Annotated in this window: 16 protein-coding genes; 15 read left to right on the top strand and 1 reads right to left on the bottom strand. The window is 61.9% G+C overall.

Features of this window, described 5'->3' with window-relative positions; all coding sequences use genetic code 11:
• The first annotated feature begins 34 nt into the window (after positions 1-34).
• Genes ACT7DV_RS04250 through ACT7DV_RS04225 form a run of 6 tightly spaced genes read left to right on the top strand, consistent with a single transcriptional unit; the run spans position 35 to position 5,182 of the window.
• The gene (locus ACT7DV_RS04250) at positions 35-430 is read left to right on the top strand and encodes a C-glycoside deglycosidase beta subunit domain-containing protein (RefSeq protein WP_444661034.1); all 396 of its coding nucleotides are present in this window, start codon (positions 35-37) and stop codon (positions 428-430) included.
• Positions 427-1,530 carry a sugar phosphate isomerase/epimerase family protein gene (locus ACT7DV_RS04245; protein WP_444661033.1) on the top strand — a complete coding sequence of 368 codons (1,104 nt, stop codon included), beginning with the start codon at positions 427-429 and terminating at the stop codon, positions 1,528-1,530. The genes ACT7DV_RS04250 and ACT7DV_RS04245 overlap by 4 nt, the downstream gene beginning before the upstream one ends.
• 20 nt (positions 1,531-1,550) lie before the next feature.
• Positions 1,551-2,576: a sugar phosphate isomerase/epimerase family protein gene (locus tag ACT7DV_RS04240; RefSeq protein WP_444661032.1), complete on the top strand. Its 1,026-nt coding sequence runs from the start codon at positions 1,551-1,553 to the stop codon at positions 2,574-2,576.
• A gap of 34 nt (positions 2,577-2,610) precedes the next feature.
• Positions 2,611-3,009, top strand: a complete 399-nt coding sequence (locus ACT7DV_RS04235) for a C-glycoside deglycosidase beta subunit domain-containing protein (protein WP_444661031.1) — start codon at positions 2,611-2,613, stop codon at positions 3,007-3,009.
• On the top strand, positions 3,006-4,166 hold the full coding sequence (locus ACT7DV_RS04230) for a Gfo/Idh/MocA family protein (RefSeq protein WP_444661030.1): 1,161 nt from the start codon (positions 3,006-3,008) through the stop codon (positions 4,164-4,166). Before ACT7DV_RS04235 ends, ACT7DV_RS04230 begins: the two co-directional genes overlap by 4 nt.
• A gap of 11 nt (positions 4,167-4,177) precedes the next feature.
• Positions 4,178-5,182, top strand: a complete 1,005-nt coding sequence (locus tag ACT7DV_RS04225; RefSeq protein ID WP_444661029.1) for a sugar phosphate isomerase/epimerase family protein — start codon at positions 4,178-4,180, stop codon at positions 5,180-5,182.
• A gap of 88 nt (positions 5,183-5,270) precedes the next feature.
• On the opposite strand, the gene ACT7DV_RS04220 is transcribed toward ACT7DV_RS04225, so the two are convergent.
• Entirely contained in the window at positions 5,271-6,530 is a 1,260-nt protein-coding gene (locus tag ACT7DV_RS04220) for an ROK family protein (RefSeq protein WP_444661028.1), read from the bottom strand.
• A 381-nt stretch (positions 6,531-6,911) separates the two neighbouring features.
• Between ACT7DV_RS04220 and ACT7DV_RS04215 the strand changes: the two genes are divergently transcribed.
• The 9 genes from ACT7DV_RS04215 (at position 6,912) to ACT7DV_RS04175 (ending at position 17,092) form a co-directional block, all read left to right on the top strand.
• Entirely contained in the window at positions 6,912-8,399 is a 1,488-nt protein-coding gene (locus tag ACT7DV_RS04215) for an MFS transporter (RefSeq protein ID WP_444661027.1), read from the top strand.
• Positions 8,400-8,413: 14 nt separating this feature from the next.
• A complete protein-coding gene (locus tag ACT7DV_RS04210; RefSeq protein ID WP_444661026.1) occupies positions 8,414-10,024 on the top strand; it encodes a GMC oxidoreductase in 1,611 nt (536 codons plus the stop codon).
• Positions 10,025-10,178: 154 nt separating this feature from the next.
• A complete protein-coding gene (locus ACT7DV_RS04205; protein ID WP_444661025.1) occupies positions 10,179-11,198 on the top strand; it encodes a VOC family protein in 1,020 nt (339 codons plus the stop codon).
• A gap of 4 nt (positions 11,199-11,202) precedes the next feature.
• Positions 11,203-12,141, top strand: a complete 939-nt coding sequence (locus ACT7DV_RS04200) for a fumarylacetoacetate hydrolase family protein (RefSeq protein ID WP_444661024.1) — start codon at positions 11,203-11,205, stop codon at positions 12,139-12,141.
• The gene (locus ACT7DV_RS04195) at positions 12,138-13,121 is read left to right on the top strand and encodes a cyclase family protein (RefSeq protein ID WP_444661023.1); all 984 of its coding nucleotides are present in this window, start codon (positions 12,138-12,140) and stop codon (positions 13,119-13,121) included. The genes ACT7DV_RS04200 and ACT7DV_RS04195 overlap by 4 nt, the downstream gene beginning before the upstream one ends.
• Positions 13,122-13,157: 36 nt before the next feature.
• Positions 13,158-14,282: an FAD-dependent monooxygenase gene (locus tag ACT7DV_RS04190; protein WP_444661022.1), complete on the top strand. Its 1,125-nt coding sequence runs from the start codon at positions 13,158-13,160 to the stop codon at positions 14,280-14,282.
• A complete protein-coding gene (locus tag ACT7DV_RS04185) occupies positions 14,279-15,346 on the top strand; it encodes an amidohydrolase family protein (RefSeq protein WP_444661021.1) in 1,068 nt (355 codons plus the stop codon). The genes ACT7DV_RS04190 and ACT7DV_RS04185 overlap by 4 nt, the downstream gene beginning before the upstream one ends.
• Positions 15,346-16,341: a fumarylacetoacetate hydrolase family protein gene (locus tag ACT7DV_RS04180; protein WP_444661020.1), complete on the top strand. Its 996-nt coding sequence runs from the start codon at positions 15,346-15,348 to the stop codon at positions 16,339-16,341. The genes ACT7DV_RS04185 and ACT7DV_RS04180 overlap by 1 nt, the downstream gene beginning before the upstream one ends.
• Positions 16,313-17,092 carry an SDR family NAD(P)-dependent oxidoreductase gene (locus ACT7DV_RS04175; protein WP_444661019.1) on the top strand — a complete coding sequence of 260 codons (780 nt, stop codon included), beginning with the start codon at positions 16,313-16,315 and terminating at the stop codon, positions 17,090-17,092. Before ACT7DV_RS04180 ends, ACT7DV_RS04175 begins: the two co-directional genes overlap by 29 nt.
• The last annotated feature ends 71 nt before the right edge of the window (positions 17,093-17,163 follow it).

Raw genomic sequence — 17,163 nt, 5'->3', positions numbered from 1 at the left:
AGTCAGCTGTGACGAACCTATACAAGGAGACCCGATGATTGCCGACCGCATTATCGAGCAGGGGACACTAACCACCCATGAGGGCCACGCGGCAGTTCAAGTGCGCATCCCCTGGTACCGGGCACTGCCGGGGTCCTGCATTGCCGGCGCGACGCTGAGCATCGACGGAATTAAAGCGCCGGCCGACTCCCTGCGCTGGAGCATGAACGGCCGGACCTTCACCTTTGACGAGCTGGTTCAGGAAACCGATGAATGGTGGTTCCCGCTGGATTCGGCCACCCTCACCGGCCAGCTGCCCCTGCGCCAAGATCTTCAGGAGCACGAAGTCCGTGTCGGGCTGAAGGTTTATATCCCGTACATCATCACCGATCACGGGGTACTGCACATTGAAGAAAGCGACACCAAGACCATGAAGGTGGAACAGCGATGAACACTCTGGGAACACCAATCCAGGGGGTTACCCTCTACAGTTTTACCCGGGCCTCGCACGCGCGCGAATACGACTTGGAATCGTTGATCCGCAAGGTCGCTGCCGAAGGATTCGGCCCCGGCCTTGAGCTGATCGGATTCTCCAGCCTTCGTGGTTTCCCGAACCGCATCGATGACAATTTTGTGGGCCAGTTCCGGGACCTGGTGCAGGAAGTCGACCTGGTTCCCACCTCGCTGGCAGTGAACGTCGACACCGGGCTGCGCCGGGATCGGCTGATGACCCAAGATGAGATGGTTGAGTACATGCGGGCGCAGATCGAGGTCGCCGCCCGCCTAGGATTCCCCATCGCCAGGGTCCAGATCTCGCTGAGCCCGGATGCCATGGAAAGCCTGCTTCCGGTGGCGGAGAAGTACGGGGTGACACTCGCCCTTGAAGTCCATGCCGACCAGCACGGTGCCCACGAACGGGTGCTGGCATTGCGCGATCGCTACGAGAAGCTGAACTCGCCGCTGCTGGGCTTCACCGCCGACTGGGGAGCAACAGTCACCGGCTTCGCCCCCTCGCTGCTCGAGGCCTACCGGCGCCGTGGCGCCAGCGAGGATCTGCTGGCCGCCGTAGTTGCGCTGTGGGACGGCTTTTACGCCGAGGGCCCGCCTAACACCCAGAAGGTGCACGGTGAACGATTTGGCGCATTCATCGGGCTGGCAGCCCGTTACGGCCGACCCGAGCTGGGGATCGACTTCGCCATCAACGGCACCGGCCTGTTCGGTCCGGCCTCCATTGAAACATGGCAGGAAATCATGCCATGGGTCCGTCATGTCCATGGCAAGTTCTTCGGCATCGACGAAAACGGCGAGGAACCTTCGGTACCGGTACGCGGTCTGGTCGCCCAGCTGGTGGAGAACGGCTATCACGGTGCCATTTCCAGTGAATACGAAGGCTGGCACTGGAATAACTGGCAGGATCCGTTCGAGATCATTCGCGGTGAGCAAGCGCTGCAGCGCGCTGCGGCCAAGGACGCCGGGTCCCGCATGATCACCGATTCGCGCAGCGCCCGAGAACTGCTCCACTCGCATCTAGCCCAGCCCGCACGCGGCTGACTACCCTGGAAGGCAACAAAATGGCAGAAGGAATCGCAGGCTCGGGAATCGAGCTTGGCATTACCCTGTACTCCCTCACTTCAGAATTTGCTGCGGGACAGTACACCCAGGAAACCCTCATCAAGGCCGCGGCCGATCACGGCCTGGGGCCGGGGGTTGAATTCAACATCGCGCAGATGCTGCGCACTTACCCCCACGTCGATGATGAATTCATCAAACTGTGGCGAACCAGCATGGACCGCTACGAGTTGGTCCCCAGCGCCGTGGGAACCAATCTGGACATGGGCCGGCGCAAGGACCGGGACATGACTCCGGACGAAGAATACGATTTCTTCGCCGCCCAGCTGCACACAGCGCACCAGCTCGGATTCAACCGGATCGTGATTCGCTCGGCCGGCAAGGAATTGCTGCGCAGCCTGCTTCCGCTGGCCGAAAAATATGATCAAAAACTTGGATATGAGATCCATGCACCGCAGGGTCCCAACGATCCGAAGATTCTCCAGATCCGTGAAATGTACCAGGAACTGGACAGCGATCGCCTGGGCTTCACCGCGGACTTCAGTTCAACCATGCACTCGCTGTCCCCAACCCTGTTCCGCACGCTGCGTGCCATGGGACTGGGCGATGAGCACCTGGAGGTGATGCAGCAGATTTGGCGCGAGCCGCTGCCGATGCATGAGCGCAACCAGAAATTCGAGGACTACCTGCTTTCGCACAACTTCGATCCAGCCCGATTGGGCCCGTTCACCCGTCTGGCCTTCAACATGCATGGGCTGGTTCCGCCGGAGGAATGGCTGGATATCATGCCGCAGATCTTCCATGTGCACGCCAAGTTCTACGACATCAACGAAGCAGGGGACGAACCGGCCATGGATATCCCGCGCATTGTGCGCCAATTTGTCAAGGGCGGATACCGGGGATTCCTCTCCAGCGAATGGGAAGGCCATGCGTTTGCCGACCTTGGCGAATCCGACCCCATCGACCTGGTCAAAAAGCAGCACGCGCTGATGCGCCAGGCCATCGAAGACGCAGTCGTCCCGGCTTAACAACACCCAAGGCACAGATTGTTGAGGAATACCCATGGCAACTCATAATTCTCTTTTCCAGGACCAGAATGTCAGCCGGCGTCCCGAGGGGTTGGCGGTCTCGGTCCAGCTTCCGTGGTATCGGAGCTTGTGGCTTTCGGCCGTAGACAACGTTGAAGCCCGCGTGAACGGGGTGGCGGTTCCCTCCGAAAACCTCCGCTTTGAGCTGCAGGGAACCAGCTACCGCATTGACGAGCTGCCCGAGCAGTGGGACACGTTATGGTTTGTCGCCGACCGCCCCGATGTGGTGATCAGCCTGGATAACCCGCCGGCCCCGGGAACGCAGATCCAGGTAGAAGTGGTGCTGACCATGCGGCTGCTCTACATGCAGATCGCTCCGATGCGCTATGTCACCAACCGCGTCGCCGTCGAACGCGAGCTGGTGCTCTCATGAGCAGCCTCAAGGTGGCCATGATTGGCCACGGCTTCATGGGTGCTGCGCACTCCCAGAGCTGGCGCAGCGCGCATCGGGTCTTCGACCTGCCCGCTGACCCGCAGATGGCGGTGCTGGTGGGACGCGATAGCTCCAAGGCGGCGGCCCAGGCCGCGCAATGGGGCTGGGAATCGAGCAGCGCCAGCTGGCAAGAGGTGGTTGAACGCGACGATATCGACATCATCGACATTGTCACCCCGGGTGCCTCGCACGCGCAGATCGCGATCGCCGCCCTGGAGGCGGGAAAACACGTGCTGTGCGAGAAACCCTTGGCGAATACCGTTGAGGAAGCCGAGCTGATGGCTGAAGCGGCCGAACGCGCGGCGGTGCGCGGGGTACGCACCATGGTTGGCTTCACCTACCGCCGGGTGCCGGCCGCCAGCTTCATGCGCCAGCTCATCGCACAAGGAGTGCTCGGTGAGATCCAGCAGGTTCGGGCTTCCTACCGCCAGGATTGGCTGGTGGATTCCACTGCTCCGCTGTCATGGCGGCTGCAGCAGGACCAGGCGGGATCCGGCGCCTTGGGAGATATCGGCGCGCATGCCATCGACTTGGTGCAGTTCACCACCGGGCTGCCCATCCAGGCGGTCAGCGGGGTGCTGCAAACCGTCACCGAACACCGGCCGTTGGCCGACGGCAGCGGTTTCGGCCAAGTGAGCGTGGATGACCTGGCGCTCTTCAACGGCCGGCTGGGCAATGGGGCCTTGGCCTCCTTCGAGGCCTCCCGGGTTGCGACCGGGCGGAAGAATGCCTTGTCCATCGAGGTTTCAGGAAGCAGGGGAGCCCTTGCCTTCGATCTGGAGGAGCTGAACAGCCTGCAGTATTACAACCGCGAAGACCAGCAGGACCGCCAGGGCTTCCGCAATATCCTGGTGACCGAGCCGGTGCACCCGTACCTGTCGGGCTGGTGGCCTGCGGGGCACATGCTCGGCTACGAGCACGGGTTTTCCCATCAGGTCAAGGACCTGGTCGAAAGCATCAGCGGGCCAACCCCGGCGCATTCAACATTTGCCGAGGGGCTGCAGGTCCAGCGTGTGCTCGACGCGGTGGCCCGCAGCGCCGGCAACGAGTCAGCATGGACGCAAGTGGCCCGCGAATCGCGCATTCACCTAGCCTAGGAGGCAATACCATGGGCAGACCCGTCACACTATTCACCGGCCAATGGGCTGATCTTCCGTTCGAGGAGGTGGCCCGGATCGCCGGGCAGTGGGGCTACGATGGCCTGGAAATCGCGTGCTGGGGTGATCATCTGGACCCCAATCGCTGGGACGACGACAAGTACATCCAAGGGAAGCTTGAGGTGCTCGAGCGGTACGGGCTGGAAACCTGGGCCATCTCCAACCACCTCAAGGGCCAAGCGGTGTGTGATGACCCGATCGACCAGCGGCACCGGGATATGCTCCCGGACTCCGTATGGGGCGACGGGGACCCGGAAGGCGTCCGGAACCGGGCCGCAGAGGAACTGAAAAATACCGCCCGGCTAGCGGCGCGGCTGAAGGTGAAGACGGTGACCGGCTTTACCGGCTCATCCATTTGGAAGTATGTTGCCATGTTCCCGCCCGCCTCCGAGTCCATGATCGACGCTGGCTACCAGGACTTCGCGGACCGCTGGAATCCGATCCTTGATGTTTTCGACGAGGTTGGCGTGCGCTTCGCCCATGAGGTGCACCCTTCGGAAATCGCTTACGACTACTGGAGCACCCAGCGGGCGCTGGAAGCCATTGGCCACCGCAAGGCCTTTGGCTTGAACTGGGACCCGAGCCACATGGTGTGGCAGGACATCGACCCGGTGGGCTTCCTTTGGGATTTCCAAGACCGGATCTACCACGTGCACTGCAAAGACACCAAAAAGCGGTTGGACAATGGCCGCAATGGCCGCCTGGGTTCGCACCTGCCGTGGGCAGACCCGCGTCGCGGCTGGGACTTCATTTCCACGGGCCATGGCGATGTGCCGTGGGAGAACGCGTTCCGAATGCTGAATTCGATCAACTACCAGGGTCCCTTGTCCGTGGAGTGGGAAGACGCCGGGATGGATCGCCTGGTGGGAGCCCCCGAAGCACTGGACTTTGTCCGCCGGATCTCAAAGTACGAACCGTCAAGTACGGCATTCGACGCCGCGTTCAGTACAAAATAAGCAGTTGAACCAGCGCACCGCACCGGCCAGGTCTGGCCGGTGCGGTGCGCTGGTTTCGTCGGTGCCGCAGCTAGGCGAGAACCGTTGGCTAGCGCACGGTGCTGCGCTCTGGCGAGGGCCGTCCGTCGGCAAACCAGCGGGGGAACGTGACGTCGAAGAGCTGCTCAAGGGCGAGTTCGACACCTCCGTGCAATGGTTCAAGCTCGTCATTCACCGACAGCGTGATGGTGATGTCGCGGGTGGCCAATGGCATGGATCGCTCATATATCCGCTGGCGCACATCGGCCAGGAACAGTTCGCCGGCGGAAGCGATCGCGCCTCCGAACACGATCACCCCGGGGTTGAACAGATTAACCAAGGTGGAGACCGCCTCCCCGGCGACCGCTGCCGATTGCTGGATCAGCGCGATGGCAACTGGATCTCCTGCCTGCGCGGCGATGGAAATCAGCTCCAGGGTGATTGGTTGCTTCTTCGCCAAGGCGGCCAATGGCCCGTCGTTTCCGGCATCGATGGCCTGCTGGGCGTCGCGCACCAGGGCCCATCCGCCGCCGACGGCTTCGAGGCAGCCCATCTTGCCGCAACGGCAGGCGGCGGTGGAATCTGGAAGGCGGACGTGCCCGATATCCCCGGCGGCGCCGTTGGCTCCGCGGTGGATCGAACCCCGGGAAAGCAGCCCCGCCCCGATGCCGGAGCCGATCTTGCAATAAATGAGATCTGCATTCGCTTCGCGGCGGCGGGCCCGCTCGCCCAAGGCCAGCAGGTTCACGTCATTATCCACCCAGACCGGCGACTCGAAACGCTGCTCGAAGGGGGTCCTGATGTCGAAGCCGTTCCACCCTGGCATCAGCGGGGGAGCCGCAGGGCGTCCGCTGGCGAAATCCACCGGCCCCGGAAGGCCGATGACCACGCCCCACACTGCTGGTGCCGCATCCTTGTCCAGGACCGAGTCGATCTGCTTGAACAGCTCCTTGATGGTCTTTTCCGGCCCCTGGGCGATATCCCATTTGCGCTGGGCATGCTTTTGCAACGTGCCATCCAGATCTGTGATGCCAACGCGGATCCGCTGGGCGCTCAGCGCGCAGATGATCAGCACGCCCTGTTCCGAATGGAATCGCAAGGTGCGTGGCGCGCGTCCACCGGAGGAGGCGGCAAAATCGCTGTCCCTGAGGAAGCCGTATTGAATTGCCTGGTCGATACGCTGGCTGACGACACCGCGGCCGAGCCCGGTCACCTTGCCGATTTCGGGTCGGGTTGTTGCTTCCCCGGTGCGCACCAGGTTGACGATGCGCAGCAGGCTCGTCACTTCGTCCGTTTGGGCTCCGAAGTGGAGCGTCGACATTGTTGCCATAACTCGTAATTCTTGCATATCTCGAGCGGAATGACAGGTTCACCCGGCAACTAATGCTGGAATCAACTAAACTTATGCCTTTTCTGCACCTATTGCATCGTGGAGCTGCGGGCTTGCGCAGCTTCCCGAGAACCCATTCGGCAAGGGGCTTGCGGGTGCGGCTGGGCAGGGGCTTGCTGGCCGGGTCGCGGCGGGGATCCTGAATCAACCCCTTAAGGTTGGAAAGCTTCGAACTTTCGTTGTTTTTAGACCTAAGTAGGGATATTCTGGAAAAGACGTAGGGGCTGCAAGGCCCGCTTGCGCCGGGAGAACCCGGCGCAAGCACATTCTGTCGCGTAGATGGCCCGATCGATCGGGCAGATCACTATGAAACTTTCACCCTTGAGACTCAAGTTGCTGGTCACCTGCCTGCTGACCGTCTCATTTCTCGGCGCCATGGACCACACGGTGGTTTCCACTTCATTGGCGACCATCGCCGGCGAGCTCGGTGCCCTGCAGCACATGAGCTGGATCGTTGTCGGCTATACCTTGGCCAGTACGGTTCTGTTGCCGGTTCTCGGCAAGCTCGACGATATCCTGGGACCACGCAAAATCTTCCTCGGAGCCCTGGTTGTTTTCCTTGCTGCCTCGCTGTGCTGCGGCCTTTCCGCGGACTTCAGCTGGCTCATCGCCTCCCGCGTGGTTCAGGGCATGAGTGCCGCCGGGCTGCAATTGATGTCGCAAACCATCATCGCCCGGGTGACCACCCAGCGCGAGCGCCCCCGCTACCTGGCCACGATCGGTGCGGCCTTCCCGGTTGCGATCCTGGTCGGCCCGCTGCTTGGCGGGCTCATCACCGACCAGCTTGGATGGCAGTGGGTTTTCTGGATCAATATTCCCCTTGGTCTCATCGCCTTGGTTCTGGCCCTGTTTGCCCTCCCGGCATTGGAAGGGCACACTTCGCCACGCGGGTTCGACCTGGCGGGAGCCGGGGTATTCACCATTTGCCTGGTGGCCCTGATTCTTGGCATCACCTGGGCCGGAGAACCGGGAGCATCGCTCTCAACGGTGCTCGCGCTGGCGATTGGACTGTTCAGCTTGGTGCTATTCCTGTGGATCGAAACTCGGGTGCCCGAGCCTATGATTCCGCTCAAAATCTTTGCCAATCGCACCGTTGCGGCCGGAGCGGCACTCAGCACCATCATCGGTGTCGGGTTGTTCTCCATCACCGCGTACTTGCCAACCTATATCCAGATGGCGTACCAGACCAGCATCACGGTTTCAGGGCTGGTGCCGTTTGCCACCGTATTCGGCATGCTGTGCAGCAATCTATTCACCGGCTGGTGGGCTAGCCGCACCGGCGGATACTGGATGTTCCCGGTAATCGGCACCGCCTTGGGAGCTGCCGGGCTGTTTGCCATGGCGCTGCTTCCAGCGGGTCGACCGCTGTGGGTCCCGATGGCCGTGATGGCGGTAGTCGGCATCGGCACTGGTTCGTTCATGAACCTGATTGTCGCCCTGGTGCAAGGCGCGGTGCCGGCGAAGCAGACCGGAACCATTACCGCAACGGTCAACCTTGTACGCCAAATCGGTTCCACGGTGGCCACGGCGATGATCGGCGTGGGCATTGCTGCCTCGGTCGCTGGGTTGCTGCCCGCGGGATTGGATGCGGCCACGTTGACCCCGCAACAAGTGCACGCATCCCCGGCGGAGGTCCAAGCCGAGGTGGCGCAGATCTACACCTCCGTGTTCTCACCGGTTTTCGCGGCCTTGGCGCTCGCGTACGCCGTGGGAATCCTTGTTGCGCTCTGCCTCCCCCGTGGCCGGCTCAGCAATGACCCCTCCGGGACGGCCGAAAATACCCCTGTATCTGTTACCACCGAATCGTAGAAGAGGAGATCATCATGTCTCAGCCCACCATCGCCATTGTCGGCAGCGGCCCCATCGGCTCGGCCTACGCCCGGGTGCTAATCGAGCAACATCCCCGGGCGCGGTTGGTGATGTTTGAAGCAGGCCCGCAACTAACCGAAATTCCGGGAGAGAGCGTCCGCAATATCCAGGATCCCCAGGTCAAGGCCGAAGCCCGGGAGAAGTCCCAGGGCCCGCAAGCTGGTGCCTACCGTGCATCCCTGGGGATCCCGGAAGCCACCGTCACCGAGGGGATGTTCACTGCCCGCCAAGGAACGCATCTCCTGGATTTTGGTGGACCCGGCGCAGCCCACGCGGCCAGCTTTCCGGCTGCTGCGGCGGCAACCAACGTCGGGGGACAGGGCGCCCATTGGACCTGTGCAACGCCGGAACCCGCGTTTAGCGAAAAGATTCCCTTTATCCCGGACGGCGAATGGGAATCATTGGTGGCGCAGGCCAGAAAGCTGCTGCATGTGCAAAGCGCCGCGTTTGCGGACTCCGCTGTGGGGGAGGCCATCCGCAAGCTGCTGGATGAAGAATTCGGGGGCGAACTGCCCAAAGGATATGGGGTGGGAACCCTGCCGGTGGCTGGGGATCCGCAGCCGGATGGATCCATGCGCTGGGCTGGCGCCGACATGGTGCTCGGGCCGCTGCTGAGTGCCGGAAGCGAACAGGCTGCGCGATTCGAGCTGCGTGATCTAAGCCTTGTGCTCAAGGTGGAGCTCGATGGGCAGCGTGCCACCGGGGTGCATTACAAAGACCTGCGCAGCGGGGAAGAAAATTTTCTCGCCGCGGACGCGGTGGTAGTCGCCGCTGACGCCTTCCGTTCCCCGCAGCTGCTCTGGGCCTCGGGTGTCCGGCCTGCGGCGCTGGGCCACTACCTGACCGAGCATCCAGTGGTGATCTCCACCGTGGCCCTGGATGCCGATAAAATGCAGCGTTTTGCCACCGAGGAAGACCTCGCCGCGGAGTTGGCCCGCAGGGCATTAAATCCGGCGGATCCGGTGGCAGCGGTGAATCGGATCCCGTTCTCCGAGCCCGGGCATCCGTTCTCCGTCCAGGTGATGTACACCGAATCCACGCCATTCCCCATGGAGCCGCAGGCCGAGCATGCGAACAACAAGTGGGGCTACGTCAATATGGGCTATGGGATGCGCAAGCGGCCGCGGTACGAGGACGCGGTGAGTTTTGACGACCAAGAACTTGACTACCGCGGGCTTCCCAATATGCGGATCGACTACTCCTTGACCGAGCTGGAGGAAGCTGAAATCGAGCAAGCGACGCTCCGCTTGCGACGCGCCGGGCAGGCGCTGGGCGCCTTTGTCGCAGAACCGCGGCTGATGCCCAACGGCTCCAGCCTGCATTACCAGGGCACCATGCGAATGGGGGAGCGCAACGACGGAAGCAGCGTCGCTGACCCCTATTCAAGGGTGTGGGGGCACTCGAATCTTGTGGTCGGCGGCAATGCGCTGATTCCCACTGCCACGGCCATGAACCCAACGTTGATGAGTGTTGCCATCGCTGTTCGCGGCGCCCGTCAACTAGCTCATGACCTTGCAGTGGACGCTGGGCTGAGTGCCGTGCCGGATCCCGCCACCGCGGTGTAATTGGCAATGGTGCCCGCCATGCTGGCGGGCACCATTGGTATTTGTTAAACAAATATCAAGCATATTCATTTCTCTGTTCCACAAATACTTGAACCGGCTCAAACTGGTGTTGTGGCTCACAGTCATCGGCCACGGCAACCTGAAAGGCATAACCATGGAACGTCCACTCTCCCACCTGGCCCATCTGGAAATCACCAGCCCCGATGTCGAAGCCTCGGCGGTTTTCTATGAGGAAAAGTTCGGCATGCGCATCGTCGACCGAGCCGAGGGAAAGATCTACCTGCGCTGCTGGGGCGATTACTACCGCTACAGCCTGGTAGTTGTTCCCGGCGAAGTCGCCTCGTTGGCCCGTATGGCGTGGCGGACAAACAGCGCGGCGGCCCTCGAAGCTGCCGCGGCACAAGTCGAAGCCAGCGGCGTGCAGGGTGCCTGGAGCGAAGGCGGCCTGGGCTACGGTCGTGCCTATGAATTCACTGGCCCCTATGGCCACCACATGCGTTTGGTCTACGACGTGGAGCGCTTCGCCGCTGACGAAGAATTCGCCTCCATCTACCCCGACCGCCCGGAGAAGCGCAGCAGCCACGCTGCCGCCCCGCGCTTCCTGGACCACGTCACCGTGGCCAGCTCGGATGTGCGGGGTTTCGCCGACTGGTACAACAAGGCACTGGACTTCCGCATCATGGCCTTCACCGAACTCGACGAAGCGCCAATCACCGTGTTCTCGGTCTTGACCACCAACGAAAAGTCACACGACCTTGGCGTGGTGCTGGATACCTCCAACTCCCCCGGACGCGTGAACCACATTGCCTTCTGGGTCGACACCCACGAGGATCTGCTGCGCACCGCTGACGTGATGATGGAGAACGGAACCCCCATGGAATACGGGCCGTCCATCCACGGCATCGGCGAGCAGAATTTCCTGTACTTCCGCGAACCAAGCGGACTGCGTGTCGAGTTGAACTCCGGCGGCTACCGCAACTACGTGCCGGACTGGGAGGCCAACACCTGGACCCCGTCCGAAGGGTCGAACAACTTCTACCGCAATGGCGCCATGCCTCATTCAATGACCGAATCCTTCCCTCCGGCCGAAGGCTTTACCGCCACCGAAGAGGGGGCCTCGGAAGAAATGAAGGCCGCCTTGCTGAACCCATACGCAGAGCAGGGACGGGGCTAGGACGATGGCCTACTCGCTGATCCGATTCGCCCAGCCCGGTTCGCAGACGGAACAGGCCGGTGTGCTCGTGGATGGACAAGTTCACCCGCTGCCGGTTCAGATCAACGACCTGATCCAGAACTGGGCTACCTGGGAAACTACGGTTGAACAGCTGCTCGCCAGCGGCTCCACCCAGGATTCGCTGAACGAAAACGACGTCCGCCTGCTTGCCCCGGTGCAGCCGCAACAGATCATCCAGGCCGGTGCGAACTACCGCACCCACGTCATCGACCTAGCGGTATCGCACAAGAAAGATGACCAGAGCGAAGAAGAAGTCCGCGAGCAGACCGCGCGGATGATGGACAAGCGCTCCGAGGAGGGCTTGCCGTATTTTTTCATCGGGCTGCCCGCGGCAATTGCCGCACCCAACGACGAGCTTTCGTTACCGTACTACTCCCAGTCCCATGACTGGGAATTGGAGCTTGCCGCGGTCATCGGAAAATACACCTATCGGGTCAGCGTCGAACAGGCTCTGGAGCATGTCTTCGGCTACACCATGGTTAACGACATCACGACCCGTGATCTCGTTTTCCGCAAGGACATGCCAGCCATCGGCTCGGATTGGTACCGGGCCAAAAACGCCCCGGGATTCTTTCCGACCGGGCCGCTGCTGGTTCCTTCGAAGTTCATTTCAGACCCGCAGCAATTGACCGTGACACTCAAGCTCAACGGACAGGTGATGCAGCAAGAATCAACCGCAGACATGATCTTCAGCGTGGCCCAGCTGGTGTCCCATGCATCCTGGAACATGCCGCTGCTGCCCGGCGACCTCGTATTAACCGGTTCGCCGGCTGGAAACGGGGCGCACTGGGGACGGCTGCTGAAAGACGGGGACGTCATGGAGGGAAGCATCACCTCCCTAGGCACCCAGAGCGTGGCATGCCGGGACGAGGTTCGGGTATGAGCACCGAAGCCCGCCCTCGGGCCGGGGTATCTGCGGAACAAGCCATCAATCAGGCCGCCGAACGCTACCGCAACTGGGGGCGTTGGGGAGAAGATGATGTGCTGGGCACCCTCAATTTCATCACCGAGGACAAACGAGTGCAGGCGGCATCCCTGGTGCGCAGCGGCATCACCTTTTCCCTGTCGCAGCCTTTCAGTTCCGAAGGCCCGCAGAAGGGGTGGCGCCGCCGCACCAATCCGGTCCACACCATGACCGATACCGGGGTGGAAGCTGAACACAACATGCAAGGTTTCCCCCACGGCTTCGGTGGCGCAGATGACGTGATTTCGATGCCGCTCCAATGCTCAACCCAGTGGGACGGCCTAGGGCACATTTTCGACCGCGGCAAAGCCTGGAACGGCCGCCGGGCCGGCAGCGTGGTGACCTCCGAGGGGGACCAGGTCACCGGAATCGAAACCGCTGCTTCCCATATTCTCTCCAGGGGCGTGCTGCTGGATGTCGGCCGGGCCTGCGGAGTGGATGGTGAACTGCCGGATGGTTTTGCCATTACTGAAGAACATCTGGAACAGACGATCGCGGTCCAGGGGCCGAATTCACAGGTGGGCCGCGGAGATATTGTCATCATCCGGACCGGGCAGTACACCCGCGCAAAGCGCCTGGGCTGGCAGGATTATGCCGGAGGATCCGCTCCCGGGCTGTCCTTCGGCACCGCAGGGTGGCTGCACCGCAGCGAAATTGCGGCGATAGCCACCGATACCTGGGGATTCGAAGTCCGTCCCAACGAGTTCGACGGCGCCTTCCAGCCCCTGCACCAGGTAGCGATCCCCAACATTGGATTGTTCCTCGGGGAGATGTGGGATCCGGATGGCTTGGCGTTGCACTGCGCTGAGGACGGAATCTACGAATTCATGCTCAGCGCCGCGCCATTGCATATCGTGGGGGCCGTAGGCTCGCCGGTTAATCCGCTAGCCATCAAATAGGCAACGGTTCACGAGAAAAACATAGGAGAAAATCAGATGGCCGCAGTATCTACCGTGGGAATCGTCGGCGCCGGAGCTGCCGGCCTGGCGCTGGCAGCATTCCTGGCTGATGCGGGAATCAGCACCGAAATCTTGGAGAAGTCCGATGCCCCGTCGGTCCTGGGCTCCGGGATCACGCTGCAGGGAAATGCGTTGCGAATCCTGCGCCAGCTAGGGGTGTGGGAGGGGGTTTCGCGCAACGGCTACGCCTTCAACGACCTGGGGCTGCGCGCCCCGAACCCCGAGGGAACGGTAGTGGCCATCCTCGATGAAATTCAGACCGGAGGACCGGATCTCCCGGCAACCTTCGGGATGTACAGGCCCACGCTAGCGGCCATCATGCGTGAGCGGGCGCTCGCCGCGGGGGTAGTGATCAGCTATGGCCAGAAAGTGAAGTCCGTTGAAAATCTTGACAGCACGGCGCGAGTGACCACCGAAAACGGAACCACCAGGGAATACGACCTCTTGGTGGGTGCCGACGGAATTCATTCGACGGTGCGTCAGCTCCTCGGATTCGCCGCTGAACCGAAGCCCACCGGGATGGGGATATGGCGCGCGTTTGTCCCACGCCCGGTCGAGGTGGTCCGAACCGACCTGACCTATGGCGGAAGCTGCTTCATCGCTGGATACTGCCCCACCGGGCAGCAGGACATGTATGCCTACCTCGTTGAGCGAGCCCAAGACCGCCATGATCAGAACGACACCTCGATCATGGCAGAACTGGCCGCCGCCTACGGAGGACCGTGGAATGAAATCCAGCAGTCGCTAATTGACGGCGCCCCGGTGAACTACACCCAGTTCACCGCTCATGTGGTGGAGGGGGACTGGCACCGCGGCCGTTCCGTCATCATTGGCGACGCTGCGCACTCCTGCCCTCCAACTATTGCCCAAGGTGCTGCCATGGCCCTGGAAGATGCCGCGGTGCTGGCCGAATTGTTGATTGCCTCCGAGGCGCTCGACCAGGATTTGTGGGAGCAGTTCCATGCCCGCCGTGCTGATCGGGCGAGCGCAGTGGTTAACGCATCGGTGCAGCTGGGCCAATGGCTCCTGGATGGCGAAAAGGACGCCGATGTTCCGGGCTTGATGGGCGGCCTCGCCTCGAAGCTGGCGGTGCCGGCATGAGCGATCAGCAACCAATCATCGACGTCCATGCACATGTGCTGCTTCCGCAGCTCGAAGCTCTGGTCAAGGAGCGCAACCCGGAAGGACTGGCCGATCAGAAGCAGACTGACTTGGTGCGCAATGGCGCAGCCTCGCAGCAGAATTCGGGGTTGATGATCCGTGAACGCTGGCCGTTGCTCACCGACGTGGGCGCACGGCTTGAACATATGGGCAAGAGCCGAGTGGATGTGCAAATCATTTCACCGTCTCCCTCGCATTATTATGCGTTTGCCGGCACGCAGCTTGCGACCACGCTGTACCAAGAAGCCAACCGCCTGGTCCGCGAGTACATCGAACAAGCCCCTGCTCGATTCCACGGCCTGGGGCTTGCGCCGCTGCAGCACCCGCAACTCATGGTGGCGGCCTTGGAAGATGCGGTGCTCACCCGGGGATTGGCTGGGGTTGAAATCGGGTCATATGCGCCGGATCCGCAGGGCGGGACAGTTGAACTCTCTGATCCGCGGCTGGATCCGTTCTGGGTCCGAGCCGAAGAACTTGGCGCGGTCATCTTCCTGCATCCCTTCGGATGCCCCTTAGAAGCCCGACTGGACAAATTCTACCTGGCCAATACCGTGGCGCAGCCGGCGGAGAATGCGGTCGCGCTATCCCACTTTATTTTCGCCGGGGTGCTTGACCGCTTCCCTGCGCTGAAACTGGTTGCCGCCCATGGCGGCGGCTATCTGCCGCAAGTGATCGGGCGTTCGGATCATGCGTGGGAAGTCCGCCCCGAGGCGCGGGTTTGCGAACACGCTCCCTCGAGCTACCTCTCCCGCCTCTGGTTCGATTCGCTGGTGCACAGCTCTGTGGAGCTGGTCCATCTGGCGCAATCGGTGGGTGCCTACCGTGTGCTTTTGGGCTCTGACTTCCCATTTGATATGGGCAGCGATTATCCGGTGGAGGCAGTTGAAGCTGCTGCGCTGGGACAGGGCGAACGCGAAGCGATCCTTCGTCTGAATGCTGCGGATCTCGGGTTGAAATCCTTGGCGCTTAGCGGAAAAACGGTATTGGAAGGCAGTGAAAGCTGATGGCGATTATCGCTCGCTGGATGCAGGCCAATGGCAAGGAACGCAGCGGGTTCGTGGCCAATGGCCGCTGCTACCCGCTGGATGATGGTGGAACCGTTCAGGACCTGTGCGAAATGGGGCTGGCCGCGACCTTGGAACGCGCCGAACTGGCAATAGCCGAAGGCGAGTGGGTCTCGCTGGACCAGGTGCAGCTGCTGGCCCCGTTGAAGCCGCCAACCATCCGTGATTTTGTGGCATTCGAAGAACACGTCGAAGGGGTGCGGATCTCGGTGGATGGTGTTGCCGGGGTTGTACCCCAATGGCATGAGGCTCCAACCTTTTACTTCGGCAACCCGCACACCGTGCGTGGCACCGGGGAAATCATCCCGATACCAGCAGGCTGCGTGGAGCTGGACTTCGAGCTTGAAGTTGCCGCGGTGATCGGGTCCGTGGCCGGAAGCAATGGCGAGAACCTGGATGCGGCGACGGCTCATCAGCATATCTTCGGCTACACCATCTTCAACGACTGGTCCGCCAGGGATCTGCAGCGCCGGGAAATGAAGGTGAGCCTGGGCCCCTGCAAGGGCAAGGATTTCGCCAGCACCCTGGGCCCATGGATCGTGACGGCAGACGAGTTCGAGCACCTGCATGATGATCAGGGGTTCTTGGCCCTGGAGATGAAGGTGAGCGTCAATAAACAGCAGATCGGGTTGGATTTGCTCTCGCATATGGGATGGCCCTTCGCTGAACTGGTGGCCTATGCCTCCGCCGACTCGGTAGTGCGCCCGGGGGATGCGCTTGGTTCAGGCACCTGCGGCAGTGGCTGCCTGGCCGAGCTGTGGGGGCGAAATGGCGCGCAGACCCCGCCGCCGCTACAACCGGCGGACACCGTGGAGATGAGTGTGGAAGGGATCGGAATCATCAGCAATACGGTAGGAGCGCGCCGCGAGGCTATCACCCGGGTTCCTTCCAGGCCGCGCCCACGGCTTGGAGCTTCCCAGCGGTCCCAAGCATGAATCTGGGCCTAGCCGGGAAAACCGTGGTGGTGACGGGCAGGGACAGGGAAGCGCCGAAGCACGGCTGCTCGTCGAACACGGCTGCCGGGTATTCGCCGTTGCCCTGTCTGCCCAGGTCCTTGACGAATTGCTTGGCCTGAGCGGACCGGGGCAATTGATCTACCGCCAACTTGATGTCACGCAGCGTGCCCAATGGGAAGAGCTGGCGGCGCAGCTTGACGGTGGCACGCTGCACGGGCTGGTGAACAACGCCGGGATCACCCAGCGCGACCGCCTGGCAGAGGTCAGCTTGGAGCAACTGCACCGGGTTTATGAGGTGAACGTGGCCGGGGCCCTATTAGGGATCCAGGAATTGTCTTCCTTGTTCACCCGGGGATCATCCATTGTCAATATCGGTTCCGTGGCCGGGCTGAGCGCCCACTATCCGGTGGCATACACTACCAGCAAGTGGGCGCTGCGGGGCTTGAACCAGGTTGCCTGCATGGAGCTGGGACCGGCCGGGATCCGGGTGAATTCGGTTCACCCGGGATTTATCGAAACGGCGATGACCAACGGAGCCAAGACGGGCTTCCGCGAGGCAGCCATTGCCGAAACGCCGTTGGGCCGCGCCGGGAGCAGTGAGGAAGTTGCCAATGTGGTGCTGTTTTTGCTCAGCAATCTATCGTCATTTGTGAACGGCGCCGAAATACCGGTCGACGGGGGCCAAACGTCCCATGGAGGTGCTAAATCCATCTCGGATGCACTGAAGTAATCGGCTGCGAGCCGGCTCGCTTCAGTGCAGACAACCACCGAAAACACCTTGCCACAAGTGGAACCGGCACT

The sequence above is a fragment of the Glutamicibacter sp. TV12E genome (assembly GCF_052441935.1).
In the GTDB taxonomy this organism is placed as follows: domain Bacteria; phylum Actinomycetota; class Actinomycetes; order Actinomycetales; family Micrococcaceae; genus Glutamicibacter.
This window is presented reverse-complemented; position numbering and strand designations above follow the sequence as displayed.

What these genes read in the sequence shown, in the direction of transcription:
- ACT7DV_RS04250 (WP_444661034.1), top strand. Translation starts at nt 35, where the DNA reads ATGATTGCCGACCGCATTATCGAGCAGGGGACACTAACCACCCATGAG.
- ACT7DV_RS04245 (WP_444661033.1), top strand. Translation starts at nt 427, where the DNA reads ATGAACACTCTGGGAACACCAATCCAGGGGGTTACCCTCTACAGTTTT.
- ACT7DV_RS04240 (WP_444661032.1), top strand. Translation starts at nt 1,551, where the DNA reads ATGGCAGAAGGAATCGCAGGCTCGGGAATCGAGCTTGGCATTACCCTG.
- ACT7DV_RS04235 (WP_444661031.1), top strand. Translation starts at nt 2,611, where the DNA reads ATGGCAACTCATAATTCTCTTTTCCAGGACCAGAATGTCAGCCGGCGT.
- ACT7DV_RS04230 (WP_444661030.1), top strand. Translation starts at nt 3,006, where the DNA reads ATGAGCAGCCTCAAGGTGGCCATGATTGGCCACGGCTTCATGGGTGCT.
- ACT7DV_RS04225 (WP_444661029.1), top strand. Translation starts at nt 4,178, where the DNA reads ATGGGCAGACCCGTCACACTATTCACCGGCCAATGGGCTGATCTTCCG.
- ACT7DV_RS04220 (WP_444661028.1), bottom strand. Translation starts at nt 6,530, where the DNA reads ATGGCAACAATGTCGACGCTCCACTTCGGAGCCCAAACGGACGAAGTG.
- ACT7DV_RS04210 (WP_444661026.1), top strand. Translation starts at nt 8,414, where the DNA reads ATGTCTCAGCCCACCATCGCCATTGTCGGCAGCGGCCCCATCGGCTCG.
- ACT7DV_RS04205 (WP_444661025.1), top strand. Translation starts at nt 10,179, where the DNA reads ATGGAACGTCCACTCTCCCACCTGGCCCATCTGGAAATCACCAGCCCC.
- ACT7DV_RS04200 (WP_444661024.1), top strand. Translation starts at nt 11,203, where the DNA reads ATGGCCTACTCGCTGATCCGATTCGCCCAGCCCGGTTCGCAGACGGAA.
- ACT7DV_RS04195 (WP_444661023.1), top strand. Translation starts at nt 12,138, where the DNA reads ATGAGCACCGAAGCCCGCCCTCGGGCCGGGGTATCTGCGGAACAAGCC.
- ACT7DV_RS04190 (WP_444661022.1), top strand. Translation starts at nt 13,158, where the DNA reads ATGGCCGCAGTATCTACCGTGGGAATCGTCGGCGCCGGAGCTGCCGGC.
- ACT7DV_RS04185 (WP_444661021.1), top strand. Translation starts at nt 14,279, where the DNA reads ATGAGCGATCAGCAACCAATCATCGACGTCCATGCACATGTGCTGCTT.
- ACT7DV_RS04180 (WP_444661020.1), top strand. Translation starts at nt 15,346, where the DNA reads ATGGCGATTATCGCTCGCTGGATGCAGGCCAATGGCAAGGAACGCAGC.